Raw genomic sequence first — 24,950 nt, 5'->3', positions numbered from 1 at the left:
GCAATGCAATACAATCTCACCAGAATCGATCCGGATGCGCCCAACGAGCAGTACCCGGTAGGTGATCGGGAAACCGTCACCGACCAGCTGCTCGAGGACCAGGTCCACAAGAACATCTTCATGGGCAAGCTTGAAGATGTGATGCGTGGCGCGGTCAATTGGGGTCGCAAGAACTCCCTCTGGCCGTACAACTTCGGCCTGTCCTGCTGCTACGTGGAAATGACCACGGCCTTCACGGCGCCCCACGACATCGCCCGCTTCGGCGCCGAAGTCATCCGGGCCTCGCCGCGTCAGGCCGACTTCATGGTCATCGCCGGTACCTGCTTCGTCAAAATGGCGCCGATCATCCAGCGCCTGTACGAGCAGATGCTCGAACCGAAGTGGGTCATCTCCATGGGTTCGTGCGCCAACTCCGGTGGCATGTACGACATCTACTCGGTCGTTCAGGGGGTCGACAAGTTCCTCCCCGTGGACGTCTACGTGCCTGGCTGCCCGCCGCGCCCTGAGGCTTTCCTGCAAGGCTTGATGCTGCTGCAGGAGTCGATCGGCCAAGAACGACGCCCGCTTTCCTGGGTAGTTGGTGATCAAGGCATCTACCGTGCCGAGATGCCCGCCCAGAAAGACCTGCGTCGCGAACAGCGCATTGCGGTAACCAACCTGCGCAGCCCCGACGAAGTCTGATCCAGCGACCTGCCGCCCGCTCCCGAACGAGCCGGCGGCCTGGCTTCATTCTTAACGCTGACCCAAAGCGACCGAGACCATGACAGCGGACAACGCTATTTTCATTCCGCCCTACAAGGCTGACGACCAGGATGTGGTCGTCGAACTGCACAACCGTTTTGGCGCCGACGCATTCGTCGCCCAGGAAACCCGCACCGGCATGCCCGTGCTGTGGGTCAAGCGCGCCCAGCTCAAGGAAGTGCTTAGCTTCCTGCGCGGCGTCGCCAAGCCGTACAGCATGCTGTACGACCTGCACGGCGTCGACGAGCGCCTGCGCACCCAGCGCCGCGGCCTGCCAGCCGCCGACTTCAGCGTGTTCTACCACTTGCTGTCGATCGAACGTAACAGCGACGTGATGATCAAGGTGTCGCTCAGCGAAGGCGACCTGAACCTGCCGACCGTCACCGGCATCTGGCCCAACGCCAACTGGTACGAGCGCGAAGTCTGGGACATGTTCGGCATCGACTTTGCCGGCCACCCGCACCTGAGCCGCATCATGATGCCGCCGACCTGGGAAGGTCACCCGCTGCGCAAGGACTACCCGGCCCGTGCCACCGAGTTCGACCCCTACAGCCTGACCCTGGCCAAGCAGCAGCTTGAAGAGGAATCGGCGCGCTTCAACCCGGAAGCCTGGGGCATGAAGCGTCAGGGCGCCAACGAGGACTACATGTTCCTCAACCTCGGCCCGAACCACCCTTCGGCCCACGGTGCCTTCCGCATCGTCCTGCAGCTGGACGGTGAAGAGATCGTCGACTGCGTACCGGACATCGGCTACCACCACCGTGGTGCCGAAAAAATGGCCGAGCGCCAGTCCTGGCACAGCTTCATCCCCTACACCGACCGTATCGACTACCTCGGCGGGGTGATGAACAACCTGCCGTACGTGCTCGCGGTCGAGAAACTGGCCGGCATCCAGGTACCACAAAAGGTCGACGTGATTCGCATCATGCTGGCCGAGTTCTTCCGCATCACCAGTCACCTGCTGTTCCTGGGTACCTACATCCAGGACGTCGGCGCCATGACCCCGGTGTTCTTCACCTTCACCGACCGCCAGCGCGCCTACACTGTGATCGAAGCGATCACCGGTTTCCGCCTGCACCCGGCCTGGTACCGCATCGGCGGCGTCGCCCACGACCTGCCGCGCGGCTGGGACAAGCTGGTCAAGGACTTCGTCGAATGGCTGCCCAAGCGCCTCGACGAGTACACCAAGGCTGCCCTGCAGAACAGCATCCTCAAGGGCCGTACCATCGGCGTTGCCGCGTACAACACCAAGGAAGCCCTGGCCTGGGGTACCACCGGCGCCGGCCTGCGTGCCACCGGTTGCGACTTCGACCTGCGCAAAGCCCGCCCTTACTCCGGCTACGAGAACTTCGAGTTCGAAGTACCGCTGGCCCACAACGGCGATGCCTACGATCGCTGCATGGTCCGTGTCGAGGAGATGCGCCAGAGTATCCGCATCATCGACCAGTGCCTGCGCAACATGCCGGAAGGCCCGTACAAGGCGGACCATCCGCTGACCACGCCGCCGCCGAAAGAGCGCACCCTGCAGCACATCGAGACCCTGATCACGCACTTCCTGCAAGTCTCGTGGGGCCCGGTCATGCCGGCCAACGAGTCGTTCCAGATGATCGAGGCGACCAAGGGCATCAACAGTTACTACCTGACGAGCGATGGCGGCACTATGAGCTACCGCACCCGGATCCGTACCCCGAGCTACCCGCACCTGCAGCAGATCCCTTCGGTGATCAAAGGCAGCATGGTCGCCGACCTCATTGCGTACCTGGGCAGTATCGACTTCGTTATGGCTGACGTGGACCGCTAAGCATGAACAGCACGCTTATCCAGACAGACCGTTTCGCCCTGAGCGAAACCGAGCGCTCGGCCATCGAGCACGAAATGCATCACTACGAGGACCCGCGCGCGGCGTCCATCGAAGCCCTGAAGATCGTCCAGAAGGAACGTGGCTGGGTGCCGGACGGCGCCATCCACGCCATCGGCGAAGTCCTGGGCATCCCGGCCAGCGACGTCGAGGGTGTGGCCACCTTCTACAGCCAGATCTTCCGTCAGCCTGTTGGCCGCCACATCATCCGCGTGTGCGACAGCATGGTCTGCTACATCGGCGGCCACGAATCGGTGGTCAGTCAGATCCAGAGCGAGCTGGGCATCGGCCTTGGCCAGACCACCGCCGACGGCCGCTTCACCCTGCTGCCGGTGTGCTGCCTGGGCAACTGCGACAAGGCACCGGCGCTGATGATCGACGACGACACCTTCGGTGACGTGCAGCCGGCTGGCGTTTCCAAACTGCTGGAGGGTTACGTATGACCATTACTTCCTTCGGCCCGGCCAACCGCATCGCGCGTTCGGCCGAAACCCACCCGCTGACCTGGCGCCTGCGTGATGACGGCGAGCCGGTCTGGCTGGCCGAGTACGAGTCGAAGAACGGCTACGCCGCTGCCCGCAAGGCACTGGCGCAGATGTCCGCCGACGATATCGTGCAAAGCGTCAAGGACTCCGGCCTCAAGGGCCGTGGCGGTGCAGGCTTCCCCACTGGCGTGAAGTGGGGCCTGATGCCCAAAGACGAATCCATGAACATCCGCTACCTGCTGTGCAACGCGGACGAAATGGAGCCGAACACCTGGAAGGACCGCATGTTGATGGAGCAACAGCCCCATCTGCTGGTCGAGGGCATGCTGATCAGTGCCCGCGCCCTGAAGGCCTACCGTGGTTACATCTTCCTGCGTGGCGAATACACCACCGCAGCGAAGAACCTCAACCGCGCCATCGATGAAGCCAAGGCCGCCGGCCTCCTGGGCAAGAACATCCTGGGCAGCGGTTTCGACTTCGAGCTGTTCGTGCACACCGGTGCCGGCCGCTACATCTGCGGCGAAGAAACCGCACTGATCAACTCGCTGGAAGGCCGCCGCGCCAACCCGCGTTCCAAGCCGCCCTTCCCTGCCGCCGTTGGCGTGTGGGGCAAGCCGACCTGCGTGAACAACGTCGAAACCCTGTGCAACGTGCCCGCCATCGTCGCCAACGGCAACGACTGGTACAAGTCGCTGGCCCGTGAAGGCAGCGAAGACCACGGCACCAAGCTGATGGGCTTCTCCGGCAAGGTAAAGAACCCTGGCCTGTGGGAGCTGCCGTTCGGCGTCACCGCCCGCGAGCTGTTCGAAGACTACGCCGGTGGCATGCGCGACGGCTTCAAGCTCAAGTGCTGGCAGCCAGGCGGCGCCGGTACCGGCTTCCTGCTGCCCGAGCACCTCGATGCGCAGATGTACGCCGGTGGCATCGCCAAGGTCGGCACCCGTATGGGTACCGGCTTGGCCATGGCGGTCGACGACAGCATCAACATGGTCTCGCTGCTGCGCAACATGGAAGAGTTCTTCGCCCGCGAGTCGTGCGGCTGGTGCACCCCCTGCCGTGACGGCCTGCCGTGGAGCGTGAAGATGCTGCGCGCACTGGAAAAAGGCCAGGGCCGCGCCGAAGACATCGAGACACTGCTGGGGCTGGTCAACTTCCTCGGCCCAGGCCGTACCTTCTGTGCTCACGCACCGGGTGCCGTCGAGCCATTGGGCAGTGCCATCAAATACTTCCGCTCGGAGTTCGAGGCCGGTGTTGCACCCGCTAACGCGGGTGACACCCTGCGCCCGAACCTTTCCGTCAACCGGAGCGGGCCGATTGTGGTCGGCGCATAACAAGATGAAACGCGGGTGGTCCGTGCCACCCGCCAGCCTGCAGGCCGGCCCGAACGACTCGTGGCGGGCCGCAGGCATACAGATTTCCATTAGCCACGCCCGCTCACGCGGGCCAACGAAGAACTTTGAACAATGGCCACTATCCACGTAGACGGCAAAGCGCTCGAAGTCAACGGTGCAGACAACCTGTTACAGGCGTGTCTGTCGCTCGGCCTCGATATCCCCTACTTCTGCTGGCACCCGGCGCTCGGTAGCGTCGGCGCCTGCCGGCAGTGTGCGGTCAAGCAGTACACCGACGAGAACGACACCCGTGGTCGTATCGTCATGTCCTGCATGACCCCTGCCTCCGACGGCACCTGGATCTCCATCGACGATGACGAGTCCAAGGCGTTCCGCGCCAGCGTCGTCGAATGGCTGATGACCAACCACCCGCACGACTGCCCGGTGTGCGAGGAAGGTGGTCACTGCCACCTGCAGGACATGACGGTAATGACCGGCCACAATGAGCGCCGCTACCGTTTCACCAAGCGTACCCACCAGAACCAGGACCTCGGCCCGTTCATCGCCCATGAGATGAACCGCTGCATCGCCTGCTACCGCTGCGTGCGCTACTACAAGGACTATGCCGGTGGTACCGACCTGGGCGTCTACGGCGCCCACGACAACGTGTACTTCGGCCGCGTCGAAGACGGCGTGCTGGAAAGCGAGTTCTCCGGCAACCTGACCGAGGTCTGCCCGACCGGCGTGTTCACCGACAAGACCCACTCCGAGCGCTACAACCGCAAGTGGGACATGCAGTTCGCCCCGAGCATCTGCCACGGCTGCTCCAGCGGCTGCAACATCAGCCCGGGCGAGCGCTACGGCGAACTGCGCCGGGTCGAGAACCGCTTCAACGGTTCGGTCAACCAGTACTTCCTGTGCGACCGCGGCCGCTTCGGCTACGGCTACGTCAACCGCAAGGACCGCCCACGCCAGCCACACCTGGCCGACGGCACCAAGCTGGGCCTGGACGCCGCCCTGGACAAAGCCGCCGACCTGCTGCGCGGCCGCACCATCGTCGGCATCGGCTCGCCACGCGCCAGCCTCGAAAGCAACTACGGCCTGCGTGAGCTGGTCGGCGCCGACTACTTCTACTCGGGTATGGAAGCCGGCGAGCTGGCCCGCGTACGCCTGGCCCTGGACGTGCTGAACAACAGCCCGCTGCCGGTGCCGACCCTGCGCGACATCGAAGACCACGACGCCGTGTTCGTGCTCGGTGAAGATCTGACCCAGACCGCTGCCCGCGTTGCCCTGGCCGTGCGCCAGTCCACCAAAGGCAAGGCCGAGGCCATGGCCGAAGCCATGAAGGTTCAACCGTGGCTCGACGCGGCAGTGAAGAACATCGGCCAGCACGCGCTGTACCCGCTGTTCATCGCTTCGCTGGCTGAAACCAAGCTGGACGACGTTGCCGAAGAATGCGTGCACGCCGCCCCGGCCGACCTGGCCCGCATCGGCTTCGCCGTGGCCCACGCCATCGACCCAAGCGCCCCGGCCGTCGAAGGCCTGGACGCCGAAGCCAAGGCCCTGGCCCAGCGCATCGCCGACGCCCTGGTCGCAGCCAAGCGCCCACTGGTGATCGCCGGTACCTCGCTGGCCGACGCGGCGCTGATCGAAGCCGCCGCCAACATCGCCAAGGCCCTGAAGCTGCGCGAGAAAAATGGCTCGCTGAGCCTGGTGGTGCCTGAGGCCAACAGCCTCGGCATGGCCATGCTGGGTGGCGAGTCGGTAGATGCCGCACTGGACGCCGTCATCAGCGGCAAGGCCGACGCCATCGTCGTGCTGGAAAACGACCTGTACACCCGCGTACCGGCTGCCAAGGTCGACGCAGCCCTGGCTGCGGCCAAGGTGGTGATCGTTGCCGACCACTCCAAGACCGCGACTGTCGACCGCGCCCACCTGGTGCTGCCGGCTGCTTCGTTCGCCGAAGGCGACGGCACCCTGGTCAGCCAGGAAGGCCGTGCCCAGCGCTTCTTCCAGGTGTTCGACCCGCAGTATCTGGACAGCAGCATCCTGGTTCACGAAGGCTGGCGCTGGATGCACGCCCTGCGTGCCACCCTGCTCAACAAACCGGTCGACTGGACCCAGCTGGACCACGTCACCAGCGCCTGTGCCGAAGCCGCCCCGCAACTGGCCGGCATCGTCAACGCCGCACCAAGCGCCGCGTTCCGCATCAAGGGCATGAAGCTGGCCCGTGAGCCGCTGCGCTACTCCGGCCGTACCGCCATGCGCGCCAACATCAGCGTGCACGAGCCGCGTACCCCGCAAGACAAGGACACCGCGTTCGCCTTCTCGATGGAAGGCTACTCGGGTTCGACCGAACCGCGCCAGCAGGTGCCGTTCGCCTGGTCGCCGGGCTGGAACTCGCCGCAAGCCTGGAACAAGTTTCAGGACGAGGTCGGTGGCCACCTGCGTGCCGGTGACCCGGGCGTGCGCCTGATCGAATCGCAAGGCGATCGCCTGAACTGGTTCAACGCCATCCCGGGCGCCTTCAACCCGGCCCGTGGCACCTGGACTGCAGTACCGTTCTTCCACCTGTTCGGCAGCGAAGAGAGTTCCTCGCGCGCCGCCCCGGTGCAGGAGCGCATCCCGGCCGCCTACGTCGGCCTGGCCAAGTCCGAAGCCGACCGCCTGGGTGTCAACGACGGCGCCCTGCTGAGCCTGAACGTGGGCGGTGTGGCCCTGCGCCTGCCGCTGCGCATCAATGAAGAACTGGGCGCTGGCCTGGTTGCTCTGCCGAAAGGCCTGGCCGGCATTCCGCCTGCCATCTTCGGTGCATCCGTCGAAGGTCTGCAGGAGGCAGCACAATGAGCTGGTTCACCCCCGAAGTGATCGATGTGATCCTCACCGTGGTCCGGGCTGTCGTGGTCCTGCTCGCCGTGGTGGTCTGCGGCGCACTGCTCAGCTTCGTCGAGCGGCGCCTGCTGGGCTGGTGGCAGGACCGTTACGGTCCGAACCGCGTCGGCCCGTTCGGCATGTTCCAGATCGCTGCCGACATGCTGAAGATGTTCTTCAAGGAAGACTGGAACCCGCCCTTCGTCGATCGCATGATCTTCACCCTGGCGCCGGTAGTGGCCATGAGCGCCCTGCTGATCGCCTTCTGCGTGATCCCGATCACCCCGCTGTGGGGCGTCGCCGACCTGAACATCGGCCTGCTGTTCTTCTTCGCCATGGCCGGCCTGTCGGTCTACGCGGTGCTGTTCGCCGGCTGGTCGTCGAACAACAAGTACGCCCTGCTGGGCAGCTTGCGTGCCTCGGCACAGACCGTGTCGTACGAAGTGTTCCTGGGCCTGGCGCTGATGGGCGTGGTGGTGCAGGTGGGTTCGTTCAACATGCGCGACATCGTTGAATACCAGGCGCAGAACCTGTGGTTCATCATTCCGCAGTTCTTCGGCTTCTGCACCTTCTTCATCGCTGGCGTCGCCGTGACTCACCGTCACCCGTTCGACCAGCCAGAAGCGGAACAGGAACTGGCCGACGGCTACCACATCGAGTATGCCGGCATGAAATGGGGCATGTTCTTCGTCGGTGAGTACATCGGCATCATCCTCATCTCGGCGCTGCTGGTGACCCTGTTCTTCGGCGGCTGGCACGGCCCGTTCGGCATCCTGCCGCAACTGTCGTTCCTGTGGTTCGCACTGAAGACCGCGTTCTTCATCATGCTGTTCATCCTGCTGCGCGCTTCGATCCCGCGCCCGCGCTATGACCAGGTGATGGACTTCAGCTGGAAGTTCTGCCTGCCGCTGACCCTGATCAATTTGCTGGTGACCGCTGCGATCGTGCTCTACAACACGCCAGCCGTCGCGGCCCAGTGAGGATTTGACCCATGTTCAAGTATATCGGCGACATCGTTAAGGGCACCGGCACTCAGCTGCGCAGCCTGGTCATGGTGTTCTCCCACGGGTTCCGCAAGCGCGACACCCTGCAATACCCCGAAGAACCCGTGTACCTGCCGCCGCGCTACCGCGGCCGCATCGTCCTCACCCGCGACCCCGATGGCGAGGAGCGCTGCGTAGCGTGCAACCTCTGCGCGGTGGCCTGCCCGGTCGGCTGCATCTCGCTGCAGAAGGCCGAGACCGAGGACGGCCGCTGGTACCCGGAGTTCTTCCGCATCAACTTCTCGCGCTGCATCTTCTGCGGCCTGTGTGAAGAGGCGTGCCCGACCACCGCGATCCAGCTGACTCCGGATTTCGAAATGGCCGAGTTCAAGCGTCAGGACCTGGTGTACGAGAAAGAAGATCTGCTGATCTCCGGCCCCGGCAAGAACCCTGACTACAACTTCTACCGTGTTGCGGGTATGGCGATCGCTGGCAAGCCGAAGGGCGCTGCACAGAACGAAGCCGAGCCGATCAACGTGAAGAGCTTGCTCCCATAAGGACAGAAAGATGGAATTCGCTTTCTACTTCGCATCCGGGATCGCCGTGGTCTCCACCCTTCGGGTGGTGACTGGCACCAACCCCGTGCACGCCTTGCTTTACCTGATCATCTCGCTGATTTCCGTCGCGATGATCTTCTTCGCCCTGGGTGCGCCGTTCGCCGGCGCCCTGGAAGTGATCGCCTACGCCGGTGCCATCATGGTGCTGTTCGTGTTCGTGGTGATGATGCTCAACCTCGGGCCGGCTTCGGTCGCCCAGGAGCGGGGCTGGCTCAAGCCCGGCATCTGGGCCGGGCCAGTGATCCTGGCCGCCCTGCTGCTGCTGGAGCTGCTGTACGTGCTGTTCGTGTCGCCAAGCGGCGCGGCCATCAGCGGTACCACCGTCAGCCCGAAAGCAGTGGGTATCAGCCTGTTCGGCCCGTACCTGCTGGTGGTCGAACTGGCGTCGATGCTGCTGCTGGCTGCAGCCGTCACCGCCTTCCACCTGGGCCGCAACGAGGCGAAGGAGTAAATCATGGGTGCTATCCCTCTCGAGCATGGTCTGGCAGTCGCCGGCATCCTGTTCTGCTTAGGTCTGGTTGGCCTGATGGTCCGCCGCAACATCCTCTTCGTGCTCATGAGCCTGGAAGTCATGATGAACGCCTCTGCCCTGGCGTTCATCGTCGCCGGTGCCCGTTGGGTCCAGCCCGACGGCCAGGTGATGTTCATTCTGGTGATCAGCCTGGCAGCCGCCGAGGCCAGTATTGGCCTGGCGATCCTGCTGCAGCTGTATCGCCGCTTCCACACTCTCGACATCGATGCTGCCAGTGAGATGCGCGGATGAACCTTCTCTTCCTGACTTTCGTCTTCCCCCTCGTCGGCTTCCTGCTGCTGTCGTTCTCGCGCGGGCGGTTCTCGGAGAACCTGTCCGCGCTGATCGGCGTTGGCTCGGTGGGCCTCTCGGCCGCCACCGCCGCCTATGTCATCTGGCAATTCAACGTCGCCCCGCCTGAGGGCGGCGCGTACAGCCAGCTGCTGTGGCAGTGGATGTCGGTGGACGGCTTCGCGCCGAACTTCACCCTGTACCTGGACGGCCTGTCGGTCACCATGCTCGGCGTGGTCACCGGTGTCGGCTTCCTGATCCACCTGTTCGCGTCCTGGTACATGCGTGGCGAAGCCGGCTACTCGCGCTTCTTCTCGTACACCAACCTGTTCATCGCCAGCATGCTGTTCCTGATCCTCGGCGATAACCTGCTGTTCATCTACTTCGGCTGGGAAGGCGTGGGCCTGTGCTCGTACCTGTTGATCGGTTTCTACTACAGCAACCGCAACAACGGTAACGCGGCACTCAAGGCGTTCATCGTCACCCGCATCGGCGACGTGTTCATGGCCATCGGCCTGTTCATCCTGTTCGCCCAGCTGGGTACCCTGAACGTGCAGGAGCTGCTGGTGCTGGCGCCACAGAAGTTCCAGGCGGGCGACACCTGGATGGTGCTGGCCACCCTGATGCTGCTGGGTGGTGCGGTCGGTAAATCGGCCCAGCTGCCACTGCAGACCTGGCTGGCTGACGCGATGGCGGGCCCGACTCCGGTTTCGGCACTGATCCACGCGGCAACCATGGTGACCGCGGGCGTTTACCTGATCGCCCGTACCAACGGCCTGTTCCTGCTGGCGCCGGATATCCTGCACCTGGTCGGCGTGGTCGGTGGCGTGACCCTGGTACTGGCCGGCTTCGCCGCGCTGGTGCAGACCGACATCAAGCGTATCCTCGCCTACTCGACCATGAGCCAGATCGGCTACATGTTCCTCGCTCTGGGTGTGGGTGCCTGGGACGCGGCGATCTTCCACCTGATGACCCACGCCTTCTTCAAGGCCCTGCTGTTCCTTGCCTCCGGTGCGGTGATCGTTGCCTGCCACCACGAGCAGGACATCTTCAAGATGGGCGGCCTGTGGAAGAAACTGCCGCTGGCCTACGCCAGCTTCGTGGTCGGTGGCGCCGCCCTGGCCGCCCTGCCGATCGTGACCGTGGGCTTCTACTCCAAGGACGAGATCCTCTGGGAAGCCTTCGCCAGCGGTAACACTGGCCTGCTGTACGCCGGCCTGGTCGGCGCGTTCATGACCTCGCTGTACACTTTCCGCCTGATCTTCATCGCCTTCCACGGCGAAGCGAAGACCGAAGCCCACGCTGGCCACGGCATCAGCCACTGGCTGCCGCTGGGTGTGCTGATCGTGCTGTCGACCTTCGTCGGCGCCTGGATCACTCCGCCGCTGGCAGGTGTGCTGCCGGAAAGCGCCGGCCACGCCGGTGGCGAAGCCAAGCATGCGCTGGAGATCACCTCGGGTGCCATCGCCATCGCCGGTATCCTGCTGTCGGCCCTGCTGTTCCTCGGCAAGCGCCGCTTCGTCAGCGCCGTGGCCAACAGTGGCATCGGTCGCGTCCTGTCGGCCTGGTGGTTCGCCGCCTGGGGCTTCGACTGGATCTACGACAAGCTGTTCGTCAAACCTTACCTGCTGATCAGCCACGTCCTGCGCAAGGATCCGGTTGACCGCAGCATCGGCCTCATCCCTCGCCTGGCTCGCGGCGGCAACGTCGCCATGAGCAAGACCGAGACCGGCCAGCTGCGCTGGTACACCGCTTCGATCGCCGTTGGCGCAGTGCTGGTACTCGGCGCTGTGGTAGTGGCAGCGGTATGACCATGAACTTTGCGAACCTTGCGACTCTGCGAAAGGAAACCAACCCGTCATGATTTTGCCTTGGCTGATCCTGATCCCCTTCATCGGCGGCCTGCTGTGCTGGCTGGGTGAGCGCTTCGGCGCCACCCTGCCGCGCTGGATCGCGCTGCTGACCATGTCCCTGCTGCTCGGCATCGGCCTTTACCTGTGGGCCAATGGCGACTACACCCTGGCCCCCGCTCCGGGTGGCGAGCCTGCCTGGGCCCTGGAATACAAAGTCCAGTGGATCCAGCGCTTCGGCATCAGCATCCACCTGGCCCTCGATGGCCTGTCGCTGCTGATGATCCTGCTCACCGGCCTGCTCGGTGTGCTGTCGGTGCTGTGCTCCTGGAAAGAGATCCAGCGCCACGTCGGCTTCTTCCACCTCAACCTGATGTGGATCCTCGGCGGCGTGGTCGGTGTGTTCCTGGCCCTGGACCTGTTCCTGTTCTTCTTCTTCTGGGAAATGATGCTGGTGCCGATGTACTTCCTCATCGCGCTCTGGGGTCACAGCTCGGCAGATGGCAAGAAGACCCGGATCTACGCGGCGACCAAGTTCTTCATCTTCACCCAGGCCAGCGGCCTGATCATGCTGGTGGCGATCCTGGGCCTGGTGCTGGTCAACTACTCCAACACCGGCGTAATCACCTTCAACTACAGCGACCTGCTCAAGGCCGAGCTGCCGGCCGGTACCGAGTACCTGCTGATGCTGGGCTTCTTCATCGCCTTCGCAGTGAAGCTGCCGGTGGTGCCGTTCCACTCCTGGCTGCCTGATGCTCACGCCCAGGCACCGACCGCAGGTTCCGTGGACCTGGCTGGTATCTTGCTGAAGACTGCGGCCTACGGCCTGCTGCGCTTCGCCCTGCCGCTGTTCCCGAACGCCTCGGCCGAGTTCGCGCCGATCGCCATGACCCTGGGCCTGATCGGTATCTTCTACGGTGCCTTCCTGGCCTTCGCCCAGACCGACATCAAGCGCCTGATCGCCTTCTCCAGCGTCTCGCACATGGGCTTCGTGCTGATCGGTATCTACTCCGGCAGCCAGCAGGCCCTGCAAGGCGCGGTGATCCAGATGCTGGCCCACGGCCTGTCGGCTGCCGCGCTGTTCATCCTGTCCGGCCAGCTGTACGAGCGCCTGCACACCCGTGACATGCGCCAGATGGGCGGCCTGTGGCACCGCATCGCCTACCTGCCGGCCATCAGCCTGTTCTTCGCCGCCGCGTCGCTGGGCCTGCCAGGCACCGGCAACTTCGTCGGCGAGTTCCTGATCCTGATCGGCAGCTTCGTGCACGTACCGTGGATCACCGTGATCGCCACCACCGGCCTGGTGTTCGGTTCGGTGTACTCGCTGATCATGATCCACCGCGCCTACTTCGGCCCGGCCAAGGCCGACACCGTGCTGGCCGGCATGGACGGTCGCGAGCTGATCATGGTCCTCGGCCTTGCCGGGCTGCTGATCCTGCTGGGCGTGTATCCACAGCCGTTCCTCGACACCTCTGCCGCCACCATGAGTGGTGTGCAGCAGTGGCTCGGTTCCGCTTTCACTCAACTCGCTTCGGCCCGGTAAGAGCGCTATGGAATTCACCACTCAACACTTCATCGCATTGGCGCCGATGCTGATCACCACCATCACCACGGTGGTGGTGATGCTGGCGATCGCCTGGAAGCGCAATCACTCGCAGACCTTCCTGCTGTCCACCGTGGGCCTGAACCTGGCCCTGCTGTCGATCCTGCCGGCGCTGAAGGTCGCACCACTGGCGGTCACTTCGCTGATCACCATCGACAAGTTCGCCTGCCTGTACATGGCGATCATCCTGGTCGCCACGCTGGCCTGCGTCACCCTCGCCCACGCCTACCTCGGCGAAGGCTCCAAGGGCTTCCCGGGCAACCGTGAAGAGCTGTACCTGCTGCTGCTGATGTCTGCCCTCGGTGGCCTGGTGCTGGTCAGCGCCAACCACCTGGCCGGCTTGTTCATCGGCCTGGAGCTGCTGTCGGTTCCGGTCTATGGCCTGGTGGCGTATGCCTTCTTCAACAAGCGCTCGCTGGAAGCCGGCATCAAGTACATGGTGCTGTCGGCCGCAGGTTCCGCCTTCCTGCTGTTCGGCATGGCCCTGCTGTACGCCGACGCTGGCAGCCTGACCTTCGACCAGCTGGGCAAGGCCCTGGCTGCCACCAGCATGCCAAGCCTGCTGGCCCAGCTGGGCCTGGGCATGATGCTGGTCGGTTTGGCCTTCAAGCTGTCGCTGGTACCGTTCCACCTGTGGACCCCGGACGTGTACGAAGGTGCTCCGGCGCCAGTCGCCGCATTCCTGGCCACCGCCAGCAAGGTTGCGGTATTCGCCGTGGTCGTGCGCCTGTTCATGCTCTCGCCTGCTGCCAGCAGCGGTGTGCTGAGCACCGTACTGGGCGTGATCGCCGTGGCCTCGATCCTCATCGGCAACCTGCTGGCGCTGACCCAGAGCAACCTCAAGCGCCTGCTCGGTTACTCGTCCATCGCCCACTTCGGCTACCTGGTCATCGCCCTGGTCGCCAGCAAGGGCCTGGCCCTGGAGGCCATGGGCGTGTACCTGGTCACCTACGTGATCACCAGCCTCGGTGCCTTCGGTGTCATCACCCTGATGTCCTCGCCTTACGCCGGCCGTGACGCCGACGCACTGTACGAGTACCGCGGCCTGTTCTGGCGCCGTCCATACCTGACTGCGGTGCTGACCGTGATGATGCTGTCGCTGGCGGGTATTCCGCTGACCGCAGGCTTCATCGGCAAGTTCTACATCATTGCCACCGGCGTCGAGTCGCAGCTGTGGTGGCTGGTCGGTGCGCTGGTGATCGGTAGCGCCATCGGTGTGTACTACTACCTGCGCGTCATGGTCACCCTGTACCTGGTCGAACCGAACCTGCGTCGCCACGACGCCCCGCTGAAGTGGGAACAGCGCACCGGCGGCGTGATGCTGCTGGCCATCGCCATTCTCGCCTTCGTCCTGGGCGTTTACCCGCAGCCGCTGCTGGACATGGTTCAGCACGCTGGCCTGCAACTGCTCGGCTGATTGCAGATGAAACACAAACACCCCGCACTTGCGGGGTGTTTTTTTATCTGCGCCTGGTAGCCGCCTTGCCAAAGAACCGTCTTACACATCCGTCCAACACGAACTACGCAGGAAAGTTTCTTATCGCCGTGCTTCGACCAGCTTTTCGTGCGTCACAACGCCGTTGTCCATCCGACTATCGCCTGGAGTTGTACGATGCGTCCCGTTTTACCCCTCTCGTCATACCTTGGTCTGCTGGCCATCTTCGCCGTCAGCCAGCCAACCACGGCTGCCCCTGCGGTCGAACTGGGCCAGGTGCTGATCAACGACGAAGAGCAAAGCGAACTGGACGACGCCCGCGAACGCCTGCGGACAGTGCCTGGCGCCAGCAACCTGGTGGACATGGAAAAGGTGGGACAAGGCCGGGTCGCCAGCAATCAGGATGTGTTGGCCTATCAGCCCGGCGTGTTCGCCCAATCGGCAGGCAACGATGGCATCAAGCTGTCGATCCGGGGCTCGGGCATCAACCGTGCGCCGGGCGCACATGGCTCCGGGGTGTACACGATGTTCGACGGTCTGCCGTTGACCGGCCCGGGCGGCACGCCCTATGAACTGTTCGAACCCCTGTGGCTGAGCCGTGCCGAAGTGCTGCGCGGGGCCAACGGCTTCGATCAAGGCTCGCTGGCCCTGGGCGGGGCCATCAACTACGTGACCCACACCGGCTATGACGCCGCGCCGCTGCAGGTGCGCTATGAAGCCGGCAGCCGCGGCTACCAGCACCGGCAGATCAGTTCCGGGCAGGTGCTTGGCAACCTCGACTACTACGTGGCCCTGACAGACTCGGAGTACGACGGCTATCAGGCGCACAGCAGCGGCAGCTCGAAGGGTATCGCTGCCAACGTCGGCTACCGCTTCAACCCGAACCTGGAAACTCGCTTCTACCTGCGCTACCGGGAAACCGAAAACGAACTGGCCGGGCGCCTGACCAAACACCAGATCAAGCACGACCCCCGCGCTGCGAACCCAGGCTACCTGTCGCGCAACGACAGCCGCCCGCAACCGGGCAGCACCTGGGTGGGCAACAAGACCACCGTCTACCTCGATGACGATTCGCGCCTGGAGACCGGGCTGGTCTATCACGACTACCCGATGGACCTGCGCGAGGGCGCCATGCGCCTGAAGGTGGCCTACGCCGATGTCAGCGGCACACTGAACTACTTCCGTCGCGACACCCTGTTCGGCCACGAGAGCAAGACCACCGTCGGCTGGCGCACCACCAAGCACCTGCCCAACAGTGGCGCCTCGCAGTTTTCGCGGGTCAACGATGTCGTCGGCGCCCGCACCCGCGACTTCACGTACCAGGGTTCGGACACCGTGCTGCATGCGGGCAACGATCTGGAGCTGATCCCCGACCTGTGGCTGACCACGGGCCTTGCGATGATCTACACCCGCCGTGAAAGCGAGGTCACTTACCCGGCCAGTGGTGGCAAGGTCAGTCAGCATGACTGGGACTATGCACCACGCGTTGGCCTGCGCTACGACATTCGCCAGGACCTGCAGGTGTTCGGCAACCTAAGCCGTTCAGTGGAGCCACCGCATCCGTGGTCTCTGGTCTGGAGTGCGCCGGTCAACAACCAGCCCATGAAGATGCAGAACCAGACCGCCACCACCCTGGAGCTGGGCGCCCGCGGCGATTCGGCGCTGGGGCATTGGGACCTGGCCTGGTACTACTCCCACGTGCGTCATGAGCTGCTGAACGTGGAAGTGGTGCAAGGCTTGCCGTTCAAGGAGTTCAACGCCAGCCCTACCGTGCACCAGGGCGTCGAGGCCGGCCTGGCCAGCATCCTCTGGGAGCAACCCGGCACTGGCAGGCTGAGCCTGCGCCAGGCCTACACCTTCAGCGACTTCCATTACCGCGACGACGACAAGTTCGATGACAACCGCCTGCCCGGCATTCCCATGCACTACTACCAGGCCGAACTGCGCTACGACTGGCCGAGCGGTTTCTACGCCGGGGTCAACACACAAATGGCGTCGAAGGTGCAGGTGGACTACGCCAACAGCTACCAGGCCGATGCCTATGCCCTGCTCGGCGCACGCCTTGGCTGGGACTCGCCGAAACAGGACTGGCAAACCTGGCTCGACCTGCGCAACCTGACCAACAAGCGCTACGCAGCGACCGTGACCCCAGGGTACGACGATGCCGGGCAGGACGTCGCCCGCTCGACACCGGGTGAAGGCTTTGCCGTTTATGCCGGGGTTTCGTACAGCTTCCGTTGACGGAACGCCTCAGGACGGTAGTTGCACCTGTGGCTTGGTCGCGGCAAAAATCCCCCAGCTGGAGACGAACAACGCCGCGATCAACGGCCCGATCACAAAGCCATTGAGCCCGAATACCGCCAGCCCGCCCAAGGTGGACACCAGGATCAGGTAATCGGGCATGCGCGTGTCCTTGCCCACCAGTATCGGCCGCAGCAGGTTGTCCACCAGGCCGATCACCAGTACCCCGAACGCGGTCAGGATCACCCCTGGCAGAATCGCACCGGTAAGCAGGAAGTACGCTGCCACCGGCGCCCAGACGATCCCCGCGCCCACCGCCGGCAACAGGGACAGAAACGCCATCAGCACGCCCCACACCAACGCGCTGGGGATATCCAGCACCCAGAAGATCAAACCACCCAGCGCACCCTGGGTAATGGCCACCAGCACGTTGCCCTTGACCGTGGCCCGCACCACCCGGTTGAACTTCAGCTGCAGGCGGCGCTTCTGGTGCTCCGGCAGCGGCACCGCAAGGCGTACCCGGCGCGCCACGTCGGCACCTTCGCGCAGAAAGAAGAACAGCAGGTAAAGCATGATGCCGAAGCTCACCAGGAACTCGAAGGTGCCTTGGCCGAAACTGAACGCCTGGCTGGCCAGCACCTGGCTGCCCTGGGTGGCCCACTTGGTGATCTTGTCGCGCAGCCCGTCCAGGTTGCCCATGCCCATGCGGTCCAGGCCGTGCTGGGCAAAGGCAGGCAGCATGTCCTTGCCGCGCTCGACATAGCCCGCGATGTCCAGCTGCCCGCTTTCGATACGCTGGTACAAGGTAGCGCCCTCCTGCACCAGCAGGGCACTGGTGATGATCACCGGCAGCACTGCCACCAACAGGCACACCAGCAAGGTGCTCAGCGCTGCCAGGTTGCGGCGACGGCCGAAACGGATCAGCAGGTGACGCTGCAACGGGGCAAACAGGATGCCGAGAATCACCGCCCAGAAGATGGCGCCGTAATACGGCAGCAGGATCCACACGAAGGCGATGGTCACCAGTGTCAGTAGTACTGCCAGCGCTTTGTTCTGCAGGGCATCGTGGTTCATGGCGGCTCCTCAGGTGTCATGGTCATTAGTGCACGCCACCTGCGCAAAAGTGCCACCCTGACCTTGATTCAAATCAATGCCATGCCCCCGATCAACCGTTAGCATCCGCGCCTTTGCCCCGGTGCGCCCATGAACCTACCCGCCAAGCCCGAACTGCTTGCCCCCGCTGGCAGCCTCAAGACCCTGCGCTATGCCTTCGCCTACGGTGCCGACGCGGTGTACGCCGGCCAGCCACGGTACAGCCTGCGAGTGCGCAACAACGAATTCGACCACGCCAACCTGGCGTTGGGCATCGCCGAGGCCCATGCCCTGGGCAAGCGCTTCTATGTGGTAGTCAACATCGCCCCGCACAACGCCAAGCTGAAGACCTTCCTCAAGGACCTGGCGCCCGTGATCGAGATGGCACCCGACGCGCTGATCATGTCCGACCCGGGCCTGATCATGCTGGTGCGCCAGCATTTTCCGCAGATGCCGGTACACCTGTCGGTGCAGGCCAATACGGTGAACTGGGCCAGCGTGCAGTTCTGGCAGCAGCTGGGCCTTAGCCGGGTCATCCTGTCGCGCGAGCTGTCACTGGAAGAAATCGAAGAGATCCGCCAGCACGTACCGGGCATGGAACTGGAAGTGTTCGTCCACGGCGCACTGTGCATGGCCTACTCCGGCCGTTGCCTGCTGTCCGGCTACCTGAACAAGCGCGATGCCAACCAGGGCACTTGCACCAATGCCTGCCGCTGGAAGTACGAGGCTACGCCAGCCACGGAAAACGCCACCGGCGACATCGTTCGCGTGGTCGAACCGACGCTGGGCCTGGGCGCACCCACCGAGCAGGTTTTCCTGCTGCAGGAGAGTAATCGCCCTGGCAGCGAGATGCCGGCCTTCGAGGACGAGCATGGCACCTACATCATGAACGCCAAGGACCTGCGGGCCATCCAGCACGTCGAGCGCCTGTCGGCCATGGGCGTGCATTCGCTGAAGATCGAGGGGCGCACCAAGAGCCACTTCTACTGCGCCCGGGCCGTGCAGTCCTACCGCAAGGCCATCGACGACGCTGCGGCCGGGCGGCCGTTCGACATGAGCCTGATGGACGACCTCGAATCGCTGGCGCAGCGCGGTTACACCGAAGGCTTCCTGCGCCGCCACGTGCACGATGAATACCAGAACTACCTGCGCGGCAACTCGCTGTCCGAGCGCCAGCAGTTCGTCGGTGAACTGACCGGTGTGCGCGTCGATGGCCTGGCCGAAGTCAAGGTGAAGAACCGCTTCGCCCTGGGTGACCACCTGGAATTGATGACCCCGCGTGGCAACTACCACTTCGACCTGCACCGCCTGTTCGACCGCCAGCAGCAGGCCATCGAGGAGGCCCCTGGCGACGGCCATGTGGTGTACCTGCCGATTCCGGAGCAGGTTGCCCTTGAGTACGGCCTGCTGATGCGCGACCTGGACAACGCTGAAAAGGCGCCTGACAAGGCTGTAATCAGCACCTCAGCCAGCTGACAGGCGCCCGTGGTGGGAACTGGTCGGCGGCCTGCGCTACGATATCAGCCGGGGTTTCGCGCCCTATGTCGGGGTAAGCTTCGAGCGCCTGCACGGCAACCGCGCCGACCAGGCCTGTCTGGTGGCAGGCATCCGCCTGCGTTTCTAAGGAGTTGTTCGACCATGCTGCGTAAACACCTGATCACCTTCGGCCTGCTGGCCATCACCGGCCTGGCCCAGGCCGCCGAGACCATTGATGTCTATCGCGATCCCAATTGTGGCTGCTGCAAGGCCTGGATCAGCCACCTGCGCGACAACGGCTTCACCGTCAACGATCACGTCGAGCCGAACATGAGCGCCGTCAAGCAGCGCCTGGGCGTGGCGCCGCGCCTGGCGTCGTGCCACACCGGGGTGATCGACGGCAAGTTCGTCGAAGGCCATGTGCCCGCCGAACAGGTGCGCCTGCTGGCCAAGCGCAACGACCTCAAGGGCCTGGCCGTGCCGGGCATGCCCATGGGTTCGCCCGGCATGGAAATGGGTGACCACAAGGATGCCTACCAGGTCATCGGTGTGACCCAGGATGGCCAGGACACCGTGGTCGCCAGCTACTGATGCTGAGCCTCTGGGCGCTGTTTCTCAGCGCCTTCGGTGCCGCGACCCTGCTGCCGCTGCAATCGGAGGCGGTACTGGTCGGCCTGCTGCTGCGTCAGCCCGAAGCCTGGTTGACGTTGTTGCTGGTCGCCACCCTGGGCAACGTGCTTGGCTCGGTGGTCAACTGGCTGCTCGGCCGAGCCATCGAGCACCTGCGCGACAAGCGCTGGTTCCCCTTCAGCGCCAGCCAGCTGGAGCGCGCGCAACAGCGTTACCAACGTTGGGGGCAATGGTCGCTGCTGTTGAGCTGGATGCCGGTGATCGGCGATCCGCTGACCCTGATTGCCGGCCTCATGCGTGAGCCGTTCTGGCGTTTTCTGCTGCTGGTGACCCTGGCCAAGGGCGGGCGCTATATCGTCGTGGCGATGATTACCCTGGGCTGGTTTCATGCCTGGTAACACCTTTAACGTTTAAGGTGTTCCACTGACTGCTACAGTCGCCAATTCCTACATGGTCCTACACGGAGTGCCCCCATGCTGCGCGCAACCGCCCTGGCCCTGGCCTGCCTCGTCGGCGCCCCGGCCATCGCCGCCGAATCGCCCACCTATGGCAAACAGCTCGAAGGCTTCAGCTATCCTCACCCTCTCAAGCATTTCGACTTCCAGTCCCAGGGCCAGCACCTGCAGATGGGGTACATGGATGTGCCTGCCCAAGGCCAGGCCAATGGCCGCAGCGTGGTGCTGATGCATGGCAAGAACTTCTGTGCCGCCACCTGGGAGACCACCATCGACGCCTTGAGCCAAGCGGGTTATCGGGTGATCGCCCCCGACCAGATCGGTTTTTGCACCTCCAGCAAGCCGGCCCATTACCAGTACAGCTTCCAGCAACTGGCGGTGAACACCCACGCCCTGCTCGAGCAGTTGGGTGTCAAGCGGACCATCGTGCTCGGCCACTCCACCGGTGGCATGCTCGCCACCCGCTATGCATTGATGTACCCGCAGCAGGTCGAGCGCCTGGCGATGGTCAATCCCATCGGCCTGGAAGACTGGAAAGCCCTGGGTGTGCCGTACCGCACCGTGGACCAGTGGTACGCCCGCGAACTCAAGCTCGATGCCCAAGGCGTGCGTGAATATGAGCGCAAGACCTACTACGCCGGGCGCTGGAAGCCTGAGTACGAACGCTGGGTGCAGATGCTGGTGGGGCTGAACCAGGGGCCGGGGCATGAGGCGGTGGCGTGGAATTCGGCGTTGATCTACGACATGATCTTCACTCAGCCGGTGTATCACGAGTTCAAGGACCTGAAGATGCCGACCTTGCTGCTGATCGGCGACCAGGACACCACGGCGATCGGCAGCGACATCGCCCCCCCTGAGGTGAAGGCGAAGCTGGGCAAGTACCAGGAACTGGGGCCGCAGGTAGCCAAGCTGATTCCACAGGGCGAGCTGGTGACCTTCGAGGGCATGGGGCATGCGCCGCAGATCGAGGAGCCACGGCGCTTCAACCGGACACTGGTGGAGTGGCTCGGGCGCTAAGCGGGCCAATGGGGGCGCTGTGCGCCCCTACACTCTCCAGACCTGCGCTTCAGTCCAGCCGAGCTCGGCAAAATCCAAAGCCCGCAGGTCGGCTTCCTCTTCACAGAAGAACTCGTCGAGCTGCGGCGGCCGCACTGCAGTATCGCTGAGCATCGCATGCACCTGACCACGGTGATGAATCTGGTGCTCGAACAGGTGCGCCAGCAGGCGCAGGCGCTGTTCGCGCTGGATCCGTTGCGGGCGCACGATGCTCACATAGCGCTCCAGTTGAGCATCCTGCAGCAGGCTGCAATAGGCGATCAGCCGGTGATCGGCCTGGGCCTGCTCGGCATGCAGGTCGGTGCAAGTGGCGAACGGTTGCTCCGGTTCGAAGAAGCGCTCGCCATCCGGGTTCGGCGGCTCTCCGCGCTGTTCGCACTCGAGCATGTCGAGGTAGAACCAATCCACCATCAGCAGGTGGTTGAGGGTGGCCTTGATCGACGGGAAGAAGCTGCAGCGGGGGGCGACGAACTCGTCGTGGGTCAGTTGCAGGCAGGCCTTGTACAGGCGGTGGTTGGCCCAGCCATTGTTGTAGGCCTGGGTCAGCAGATGATGCGACAGCGGCTCCATGGTTCGGCTCCTTCAGGCGAAGCGTTGCAGTTGCATCTCCCGTAGCCGGCTCAGGGTCCTTTGGTACGGGAACGCCAGATACCCTTGAGTGTAGAGCGCATCGAGCGGAACCTGCGCCTCCAGGTACAGCGCCACCCGGCGGTCGTAGCATTCGTCGACCAGGGCGATGAAACGGCGCACGGCGTCATCCTTGGGGGACAGCCTTGGCAGCTCACGGTCGCCTGCCACCACACGCGCCGCGCCATCCTCGGTGCCGCGGGCGATGCGCCCGTTGCGCTGCTCACCGCCCAGGGCCGGGATGCCCTCCACCAGGATCGCCGGGAAGTGATCGCACAAGGCCATGAACTCCATGGCAGCCAAAGGCCGTTCGCACAGCTCGGTAAAGTGGCACCAGACAGCCTGGGTGCTGCGCCGGATCACCTCGATCTGCCGCGAGCCAATTTGCAGTGGCGCGTTGCTGCCAGGGTCATGCGGGCTGAGCTGCTGGAACACCGCTGCCAGCGCACCGCCCGTGGTCCCCTCCTCCGCCACCCAGTAACGTTGGCGTTGCGCACCCGGATGCAGGCGATGGTCCTGCTCGCCTGCCACCGAGAGCACCTGCATGTGCCGCTCGATGGCGCTGATGGCCGGCAGGAAACGCTCGCGATTGAAACCGTCGCGGTACAACTGCTGCGGCGGCTGGTTGGAGGTGGCGACGACCACCACACCGTGATCGAACAGCACCTGGAACAGGCGGCCGAGGATGATCGCATCGCCGATATCGCTGACGAACAGTTCGTCGAAGCACAACACCCGGATCTGCCCGGCCAGTTCCCGGGCCAGCGCCTTCAGGGGGTCGGCTGTGCCGTTGAGCTGGAACAGGCGCTGGTGCACCCAGCCCATGAAGTGATGGAAATGCTGGCGCCGGGACGGGACGCTGAGGCAGCGGTGGAACAGGTCCATGAGCCAGGTCTTGCCACGGCCGACCGGCCCCCAGAGGTACAGGCCCTGGGTGGCACGGCCATTTTCCAAGGCTTCGAAAGCGGTTTGCAGGGCCATGACAACCTGAGCCTGAGCCGGGTCATGAGCAAAACCTTGTTCAGTGAGAGCCTGATGATAAAGGGACTGCGGGTCGAGGGGCATGGTAGCTGGCTTGGCCTGTTAGAGCTCCATTGTCTGCACTGGCCCCTTCGCGGGCAAGCCCGCTCCCACCGGTTCTCCACAAGCCTGAGGGCGATGCGCCCCCTGTGGGAGCGGGCATGCCCGCGAAAGGGCCAATGCAGGATAAAAAGCTCCTTCAGCCTTCGCTCAGGCCCACCTTCAGCAGTGCCCCATCCTTGGCATCGGTCAGCACATACAAGTAACCATCCGGCCCCACTCGCACATCCCGGATGCGCGCCTTCAAGTCACCCAGCAAGCGCTCCTCATGGACGATCTTCTCGCCATCGAGTTGCAGGCGGATCAACTCCTGGGTCGCCAGCGCACCTATGAACAGGTTGTGATCCCAGGCCTTGAAGGTCGGGCTGTCATAGAAGGCCATGCCGCTGATGCCGGGCGACTTCTCCCAGACATGGTGGGGGTCGACCATGCCGTCGACATGCTTGCCCTTGGCCTCGGGGATCGGCAGCAGCGAGTAGTTGATACCGTGCGTTGCGATGGGCCAGCCATAGTTCTTGCCCGGCGCCGGTATGTTGATCTCGTCGCCACCGCGCGGGCCGTGCTCGTGGGTCCAGAGCTTGCCGGTCCAGGGGTTGAGCGCCGCCCCTTGCTGGTTGCGGTGGCCGAACGACCAGATTTCCGGGCGCACATCCTGCTTGCCGACGAAGGGGTTGTCTTTTGGTACTTCGCCGTCGGGCAGGATCCGCACCACCTTGCCCTGCAGCTTGTCCAGGTCTTGGGCGGTCGGGCGCTGGTTGTTCTCGCCCAAGGCGATGAACAGGAAACCGTCGCGGTCGAATACCAGCCGCGAGCCGAAGTGGTTGCCTACAGAGAGCTTGGGCTGCTGACGGAAGATCACGCTGAAGTTTTCCAGCCGGGCGCGGTCCTCGGACAGCTGGCCACGGCCCACTGCCGTGCCGGCCTTGCCATCACTGCCCTGCTCGGCATACGACAGGTACACCGTGCGGTCCTTGGCGAACTGAGGCGAAAGCACCACGTCGAGCAAACCACCCTGGCCTTCGGCCCAGACCTTGGGCACGCCGCTGATGGGCGGGCCGACCTTGCCTTCGGCGCTGACCACCCGCAGGTTGCCGGGGCGCTCGGTGACCAGCATGTCCTTGCCACCCGGCAGGAATGCCAGCGCCCAAGGGTTGCGCAGGCCGTCGGCCACGGTGCTGACGGTAAGTTGCCCTTCCTCGCTGGGAAACTGCTGCTCGGGGGCGGCTTGGGCCATCAGGGGCAGCAGTGCTGCAGCGGTCAGGGTCGTCAGCCAGGTAATTCGGATCATGCAGGATTCCTTTCTAGCGAGTGGGGCTTCTAGCGTGTGGCGCTCAGGGCACGCGCTGGGTATCACGCGGCGGCCGCGCGGGGTCCAGGTTCGGCGCCTGCTGCTGGCGGCGCATGTTGTCGCCGTTGCCAATGCCGCGGTTGTCCAGGCTGGGCGTGCGGTAGATGGGCTCGGTGGACGGGCCGCGCACCGGCGGTGTGGCCGGCATGCTGCCCTGGCGGCTGTTGGGGTTGGCGCGCTGGATCGGGCTGTTGTACGGGTTGTTGTTGCCGGCGGCGAGCTGCAACGGCTGCACGGGCGCAGCCTGCACCGGCAGGCACAGCAGCAGGCCGATGACCAGGGTGGGCAATGTACGATTCATGCTTCACCTCCTGTACGAAAAGCGCGCCTTGAGCATTTGGATAGCCTAAGGCGCGAAGGGTTCGCGGC

The 24,950-nt window shown here is 64.2% G+C and carries 22 protein-coding genes and 1 pseudogene; 18 read left to right on the top strand and 5 right to left on the bottom strand.

Annotation, left to right across the window (positions count from 1 at the left end):
- Nucleotides 1-3 precede the first annotated feature (3 nt).
- The 13 genes from OCX61_RS08715 to OCX61_RS08655 all read left to right on the top strand — a co-directional run bounded on the left by OCX61_RS08715 (nt 4) and on the right by OCX61_RS08655 (nt 16,817).
- A complete protein-coding gene (locus tag OCX61_RS08715) occupies nt 4-681 on the top strand; it encodes a NuoB/complex I 20 kDa subunit family protein (RefSeq protein ID WP_027920598.1) in 678 nt (225 codons plus the stop codon).
- Nucleotides 682-760: 79 nt separating this feature from the next.
- On the top strand, nt 761-2,542 hold the full coding sequence (nuoC, locus tag OCX61_RS08710) for an NADH-quinone oxidoreductase subunit C/D (protein ID WP_261943421.1): 1,782 nt from the start codon (nt 761-763) through the stop codon (nt 2,540-2,542).
- 2 nt (nt 2,543-2,544) lie between these two features.
- A complete protein-coding gene (gene nuoE, locus OCX61_RS08705; protein WP_003251433.1) occupies nt 2,545-3,042 on the top strand; it encodes an NADH-quinone oxidoreductase subunit NuoE in 498 nt (165 codons plus the stop codon).
- Complete coding sequence (gene nuoF, locus OCX61_RS08700; protein ID WP_261943420.1) at nt 3,039-4,415, top strand: NADH-quinone oxidoreductase subunit NuoF; 1,377 nt, start codon at nt 3,039-3,041, stop codon at nt 4,413-4,415. The genes nuoE and nuoF overlap by 4 nt, the downstream gene beginning before the upstream one ends.
- 132 nt (nt 4,416-4,547) lie before the next feature.
- Nucleotides 4,548-7,262 (top strand): NADH-quinone oxidoreductase subunit NuoG, encoded by a 2,715-nt coding sequence (nuoG, locus tag OCX61_RS08695; protein ID WP_261943419.1) that lies wholly within the window; start codon nt 4,548-4,550, stop codon nt 7,260-7,262.
- A complete protein-coding gene (gene nuoH / locus OCX61_RS08690; protein WP_027920602.1) occupies nt 7,259-8,266 on the top strand; it encodes an NADH-quinone oxidoreductase subunit NuoH in 1,008 nt (335 codons plus the stop codon). Before nuoG ends, nuoH begins: the two co-directional genes overlap by 4 nt.
- Nucleotides 8,267-8,277: 11 nt before the next feature.
- Nucleotides 8,278-8,826, top strand: a complete 549-nt coding sequence (gene nuoI, locus OCX61_RS08685) for an NADH-quinone oxidoreductase subunit NuoI (RefSeq protein ID WP_043209143.1) — start codon at nt 8,278-8,280, stop codon at nt 8,824-8,826.
- 10 nt (nt 8,827-8,836) lie between these two features.
- A complete protein-coding gene (gene nuoJ / locus OCX61_RS08680) occupies nt 8,837-9,337 on the top strand; it encodes an NADH-quinone oxidoreductase subunit J (protein WP_261943418.1) in 501 nt (166 codons plus the stop codon).
- A gap of 3 nt (nt 9,338-9,340) precedes the next feature.
- Nucleotides 9,341-9,649 carry an NADH-quinone oxidoreductase subunit NuoK gene (nuoK, locus tag OCX61_RS08675; protein ID WP_008096201.1) on the top strand — a complete coding sequence of 103 codons (309 nt, stop codon included), beginning with the start codon at nt 9,341-9,343 and terminating at the stop codon, nt 9,647-9,649.
- Nucleotides 9,646-11,499 carry an NADH-quinone oxidoreductase subunit L gene (nuoL, locus tag OCX61_RS08670; RefSeq protein ID WP_085676170.1) on the top strand — a complete coding sequence of 618 codons (1,854 nt, stop codon included), beginning with the start codon at nt 9,646-9,648 and terminating at the stop codon, nt 11,497-11,499. Before nuoK ends, nuoL begins: the two co-directional genes overlap by 4 nt.
- Before the next feature lie 49 nt (nt 11,500-11,548).
- Nucleotides 11,549-13,081, top strand: coding sequence for an NADH-quinone oxidoreductase subunit M (gene nuoM, locus OCX61_RS08665; RefSeq protein ID WP_261943417.1), 1,533 nt, complete (start codon nt 11,549-11,551; stop codon nt 13,079-13,081).
- Nucleotides 13,082-13,088: 7 nt separating this feature from the next.
- Nucleotides 13,089-14,558 carry an NADH-quinone oxidoreductase subunit NuoN gene (nuoN, locus tag OCX61_RS08660; RefSeq protein ID WP_261943416.1) on the top strand — a complete coding sequence of 490 codons (1,470 nt, stop codon included), beginning with the start codon at nt 13,089-13,091 and terminating at the stop codon, nt 14,556-14,558.
- Between the two features lie 195 nt (nt 14,559-14,753).
- Nucleotides 14,754-16,817, top strand: a complete 2,064-nt coding sequence (locus OCX61_RS08655; protein WP_261943415.1) for a TonB-dependent receptor family protein — start codon at nt 14,754-14,756, stop codon at nt 16,815-16,817.
- Nucleotides 16,818-16,826: 9 nt separating this feature from the next.
- On the opposite strand, the gene OCX61_RS08650 is transcribed toward OCX61_RS08655, so the two are convergent.
- Nucleotides 16,827-17,891, bottom strand: coding sequence for an AI-2E family transporter (locus OCX61_RS08650; RefSeq protein WP_261943414.1), 1,065 nt, complete (start codon nt 17,889-17,891; stop codon nt 16,827-16,829).
- Between the two features lie 129 nt (nt 17,892-18,020).
- On the opposite strand from OCX61_RS08650, the gene trhP reads away from it, so the two are divergent.
- The 5 genes and pseudogenes from trhP (at nt 18,021) to OCX61_RS08625 (ending at nt 21,487) form a co-directional block, all read left to right on the top strand.
- Nucleotides 18,021-19,385: a prephenate-dependent tRNA uridine(34) hydroxylase TrhP gene (gene trhP, locus OCX61_RS08645; RefSeq protein WP_261943413.1), complete on the top strand. Its 1,365-nt coding sequence runs from the start codon at nt 18,021-18,023 to the stop codon at nt 19,383-19,385.
- A gap of 31 nt (nt 19,386-19,416) precedes the next feature.
- Nucleotides 19,417-19,533: pseudogene (locus OCX61_RS08640) on the top strand (copper resistance protein B); the annotation flags it as partial.
- Nucleotides 19,534-19,547: 14 nt separating this feature from the next.
- Entirely contained in the window at nt 19,548-19,976 is a 429-nt protein-coding gene (locus tag OCX61_RS08635; protein WP_261943412.1) for a DUF411 domain-containing protein, read from the top strand.
- Nucleotides 19,976-20,413, top strand: a complete 438-nt coding sequence (locus OCX61_RS08630) for a YqaA family protein (RefSeq protein ID WP_261943411.1) — start codon at nt 19,976-19,978, stop codon at nt 20,411-20,413. Before OCX61_RS08635 ends, OCX61_RS08630 begins: the two co-directional genes overlap by 1 nt.
- Nucleotides 20,414-20,488: 75 nt before the next feature.
- Nucleotides 20,489-21,487, top strand: coding sequence for an alpha/beta fold hydrolase (locus tag OCX61_RS08625; RefSeq protein WP_261943410.1), 999 nt, complete (start codon nt 20,489-20,491; stop codon nt 21,485-21,487).
- Nucleotides 21,488-21,514: 27 nt separating this feature from the next.
- Here OCX61_RS08625 and OCX61_RS08620 read toward each other — a convergent pair whose 3' ends face one another.
- The 4 genes from OCX61_RS08620 to OCX61_RS08605 all read right to left on the bottom strand — a co-directional run bounded on the left by OCX61_RS08620 (nt 21,515) and on the right by OCX61_RS08605 (nt 24,882).
- Entirely contained in the window at nt 21,515-22,096 is a 582-nt protein-coding gene (locus tag OCX61_RS08620; protein ID WP_261943409.1) for a DinB family protein, read from the bottom strand.
- A 12-nt stretch (nt 22,097-22,108) separates the two neighbouring features.
- Nucleotides 22,109-23,218 (bottom strand): cell division protein ZapE, encoded by a 1,110-nt coding sequence (zapE, locus tag OCX61_RS08615; protein WP_261943408.1) that lies wholly within the window; start codon nt 23,216-23,218, stop codon nt 22,109-22,111.
- Nucleotides 23,219-23,372: 154 nt separating this feature from the next.
- Nucleotides 23,373-24,521: a PQQ-dependent sugar dehydrogenase gene (locus OCX61_RS08610; RefSeq protein WP_261943407.1), complete on the bottom strand. Its 1,149-nt coding sequence runs from the start codon at nt 24,519-24,521 to the stop codon at nt 23,373-23,375.
- Nucleotides 24,522-24,564: 43 nt separating this feature from the next.
- Entirely contained in the window at nt 24,565-24,882 is a 318-nt protein-coding gene (locus OCX61_RS08605; protein ID WP_261943406.1) for a hypothetical protein, read from the bottom strand.
- Between the last annotated feature and the right edge of the window lie 68 nt (nt 24,883-24,950).

The sequence above is a fragment of the Pseudomonas sp. LRP2-20 genome (genome assembly GCF_024349685.1).
Lineage (GTDB): Bacteria > Pseudomonadota > Gammaproteobacteria > Pseudomonadales > Pseudomonadaceae > Aquipseudomonas.
This window is presented reverse-complemented; position numbering and strand designations above follow the sequence as displayed.

Bases quoted from the DNA above. Each gene is read 5' to 3' on its own strand.
- nuoG (WP_261943419.1), top strand. From the start codon at position 4,548: ATGGCCACTATCCACGTAGACGGCAAAGCGCTCGAAGTCAACGGTGCA.
- nuoC (WP_261943421.1), top strand. From the start codon at position 761: ATGACAGCGGACAACGCTATTTTCATTCCGCCCTACAAGGCTGACGAC.
- nuoE (WP_003251433.1), top strand. From the start codon at position 2,545: ATGAACAGCACGCTTATCCAGACAGACCGTTTCGCCCTGAGCGAAACC.
- nuoH (WP_027920602.1), top strand. From the start codon at position 7,259: ATGAGCTGGTTCACCCCCGAAGTGATCGATGTGATCCTCACCGTGGTC.
- nuoI (WP_043209143.1), top strand. From the start codon at position 8,278: ATGTTCAAGTATATCGGCGACATCGTTAAGGGCACCGGCACTCAGCTG.
- OCX61_RS08655 (WP_261943415.1), top strand. From the start codon at position 14,754: ATGCGTCCCGTTTTACCCCTCTCGTCATACCTTGGTCTGCTGGCCATC.
- nuoM (WP_261943417.1), top strand. From the start codon at position 11,549: ATGATTTTGCCTTGGCTGATCCTGATCCCCTTCATCGGCGGCCTGCTG.
- OCX61_RS08605 (WP_261943406.1), bottom strand. From the start codon at position 24,882: ATGAATCGTACATTGCCCACCCTGGTCATCGGCCTGCTGCTGTGCCTG.
- zapE (WP_261943408.1), bottom strand. From the start codon at position 23,218: ATGCCCCTCGACCCGCAGTCCCTTTATCATCAGGCTCTCACTGAACAA.
- nuoL (WP_085676170.1), top strand. From the start codon at position 9,646: ATGAACCTTCTCTTCCTGACTTTCGTCTTCCCCCTCGTCGGCTTCCTG.
- OCX61_RS08620 (WP_261943409.1), bottom strand. From the start codon at position 22,096: ATGGAGCCGCTGTCGCATCATCTGCTGACCCAGGCCTACAACAATGGC.
- nuoN (WP_261943416.1), top strand. From the start codon at position 13,089: ATGGAATTCACCACTCAACACTTCATCGCATTGGCGCCGATGCTGATC.
- OCX61_RS08715 (WP_027920598.1), top strand. From the start codon at position 4: ATGCAATACAATCTCACCAGAATCGATCCGGATGCGCCCAACGAGCAG.
- nuoK (WP_008096201.1), top strand. From the start codon at position 9,341: ATGGGTGCTATCCCTCTCGAGCATGGTCTGGCAGTCGCCGGCATCCTG.
- OCX61_RS08630 (WP_261943411.1), top strand. From the start codon at position 19,976: ATGCTGAGCCTCTGGGCGCTGTTTCTCAGCGCCTTCGGTGCCGCGACC.
- OCX61_RS08625 (WP_261943410.1), top strand. From the start codon at position 20,489: ATGCTGCGCGCAACCGCCCTGGCCCTGGCCTGCCTCGTCGGCGCCCCG.
- OCX61_RS08650 (WP_261943414.1), bottom strand. From the start codon at position 17,891: ATGAACCACGATGCCCTGCAGAACAAAGCGCTGGCAGTACTACTGACA.
- trhP (WP_261943413.1), top strand. From the start codon at position 18,021: ATGAACCTACCCGCCAAGCCCGAACTGCTTGCCCCCGCTGGCAGCCTC.
- OCX61_RS08635 (WP_261943412.1), top strand. From the start codon at position 19,548: ATGCTGCGTAAACACCTGATCACCTTCGGCCTGCTGGCCATCACCGGC.
- OCX61_RS08610 (WP_261943407.1), bottom strand. From the start codon at position 24,521: ATGATCCGAATTACCTGGCTGACGACCCTGACCGCTGCAGCACTGCTG.
- nuoF (WP_261943420.1), top strand. From the start codon at position 3,039: ATGACCATTACTTCCTTCGGCCCGGCCAACCGCATCGCGCGTTCGGCC.
- nuoJ (WP_261943418.1), top strand. From the start codon at position 8,837: ATGGAATTCGCTTTCTACTTCGCATCCGGGATCGCCGTGGTCTCCACC.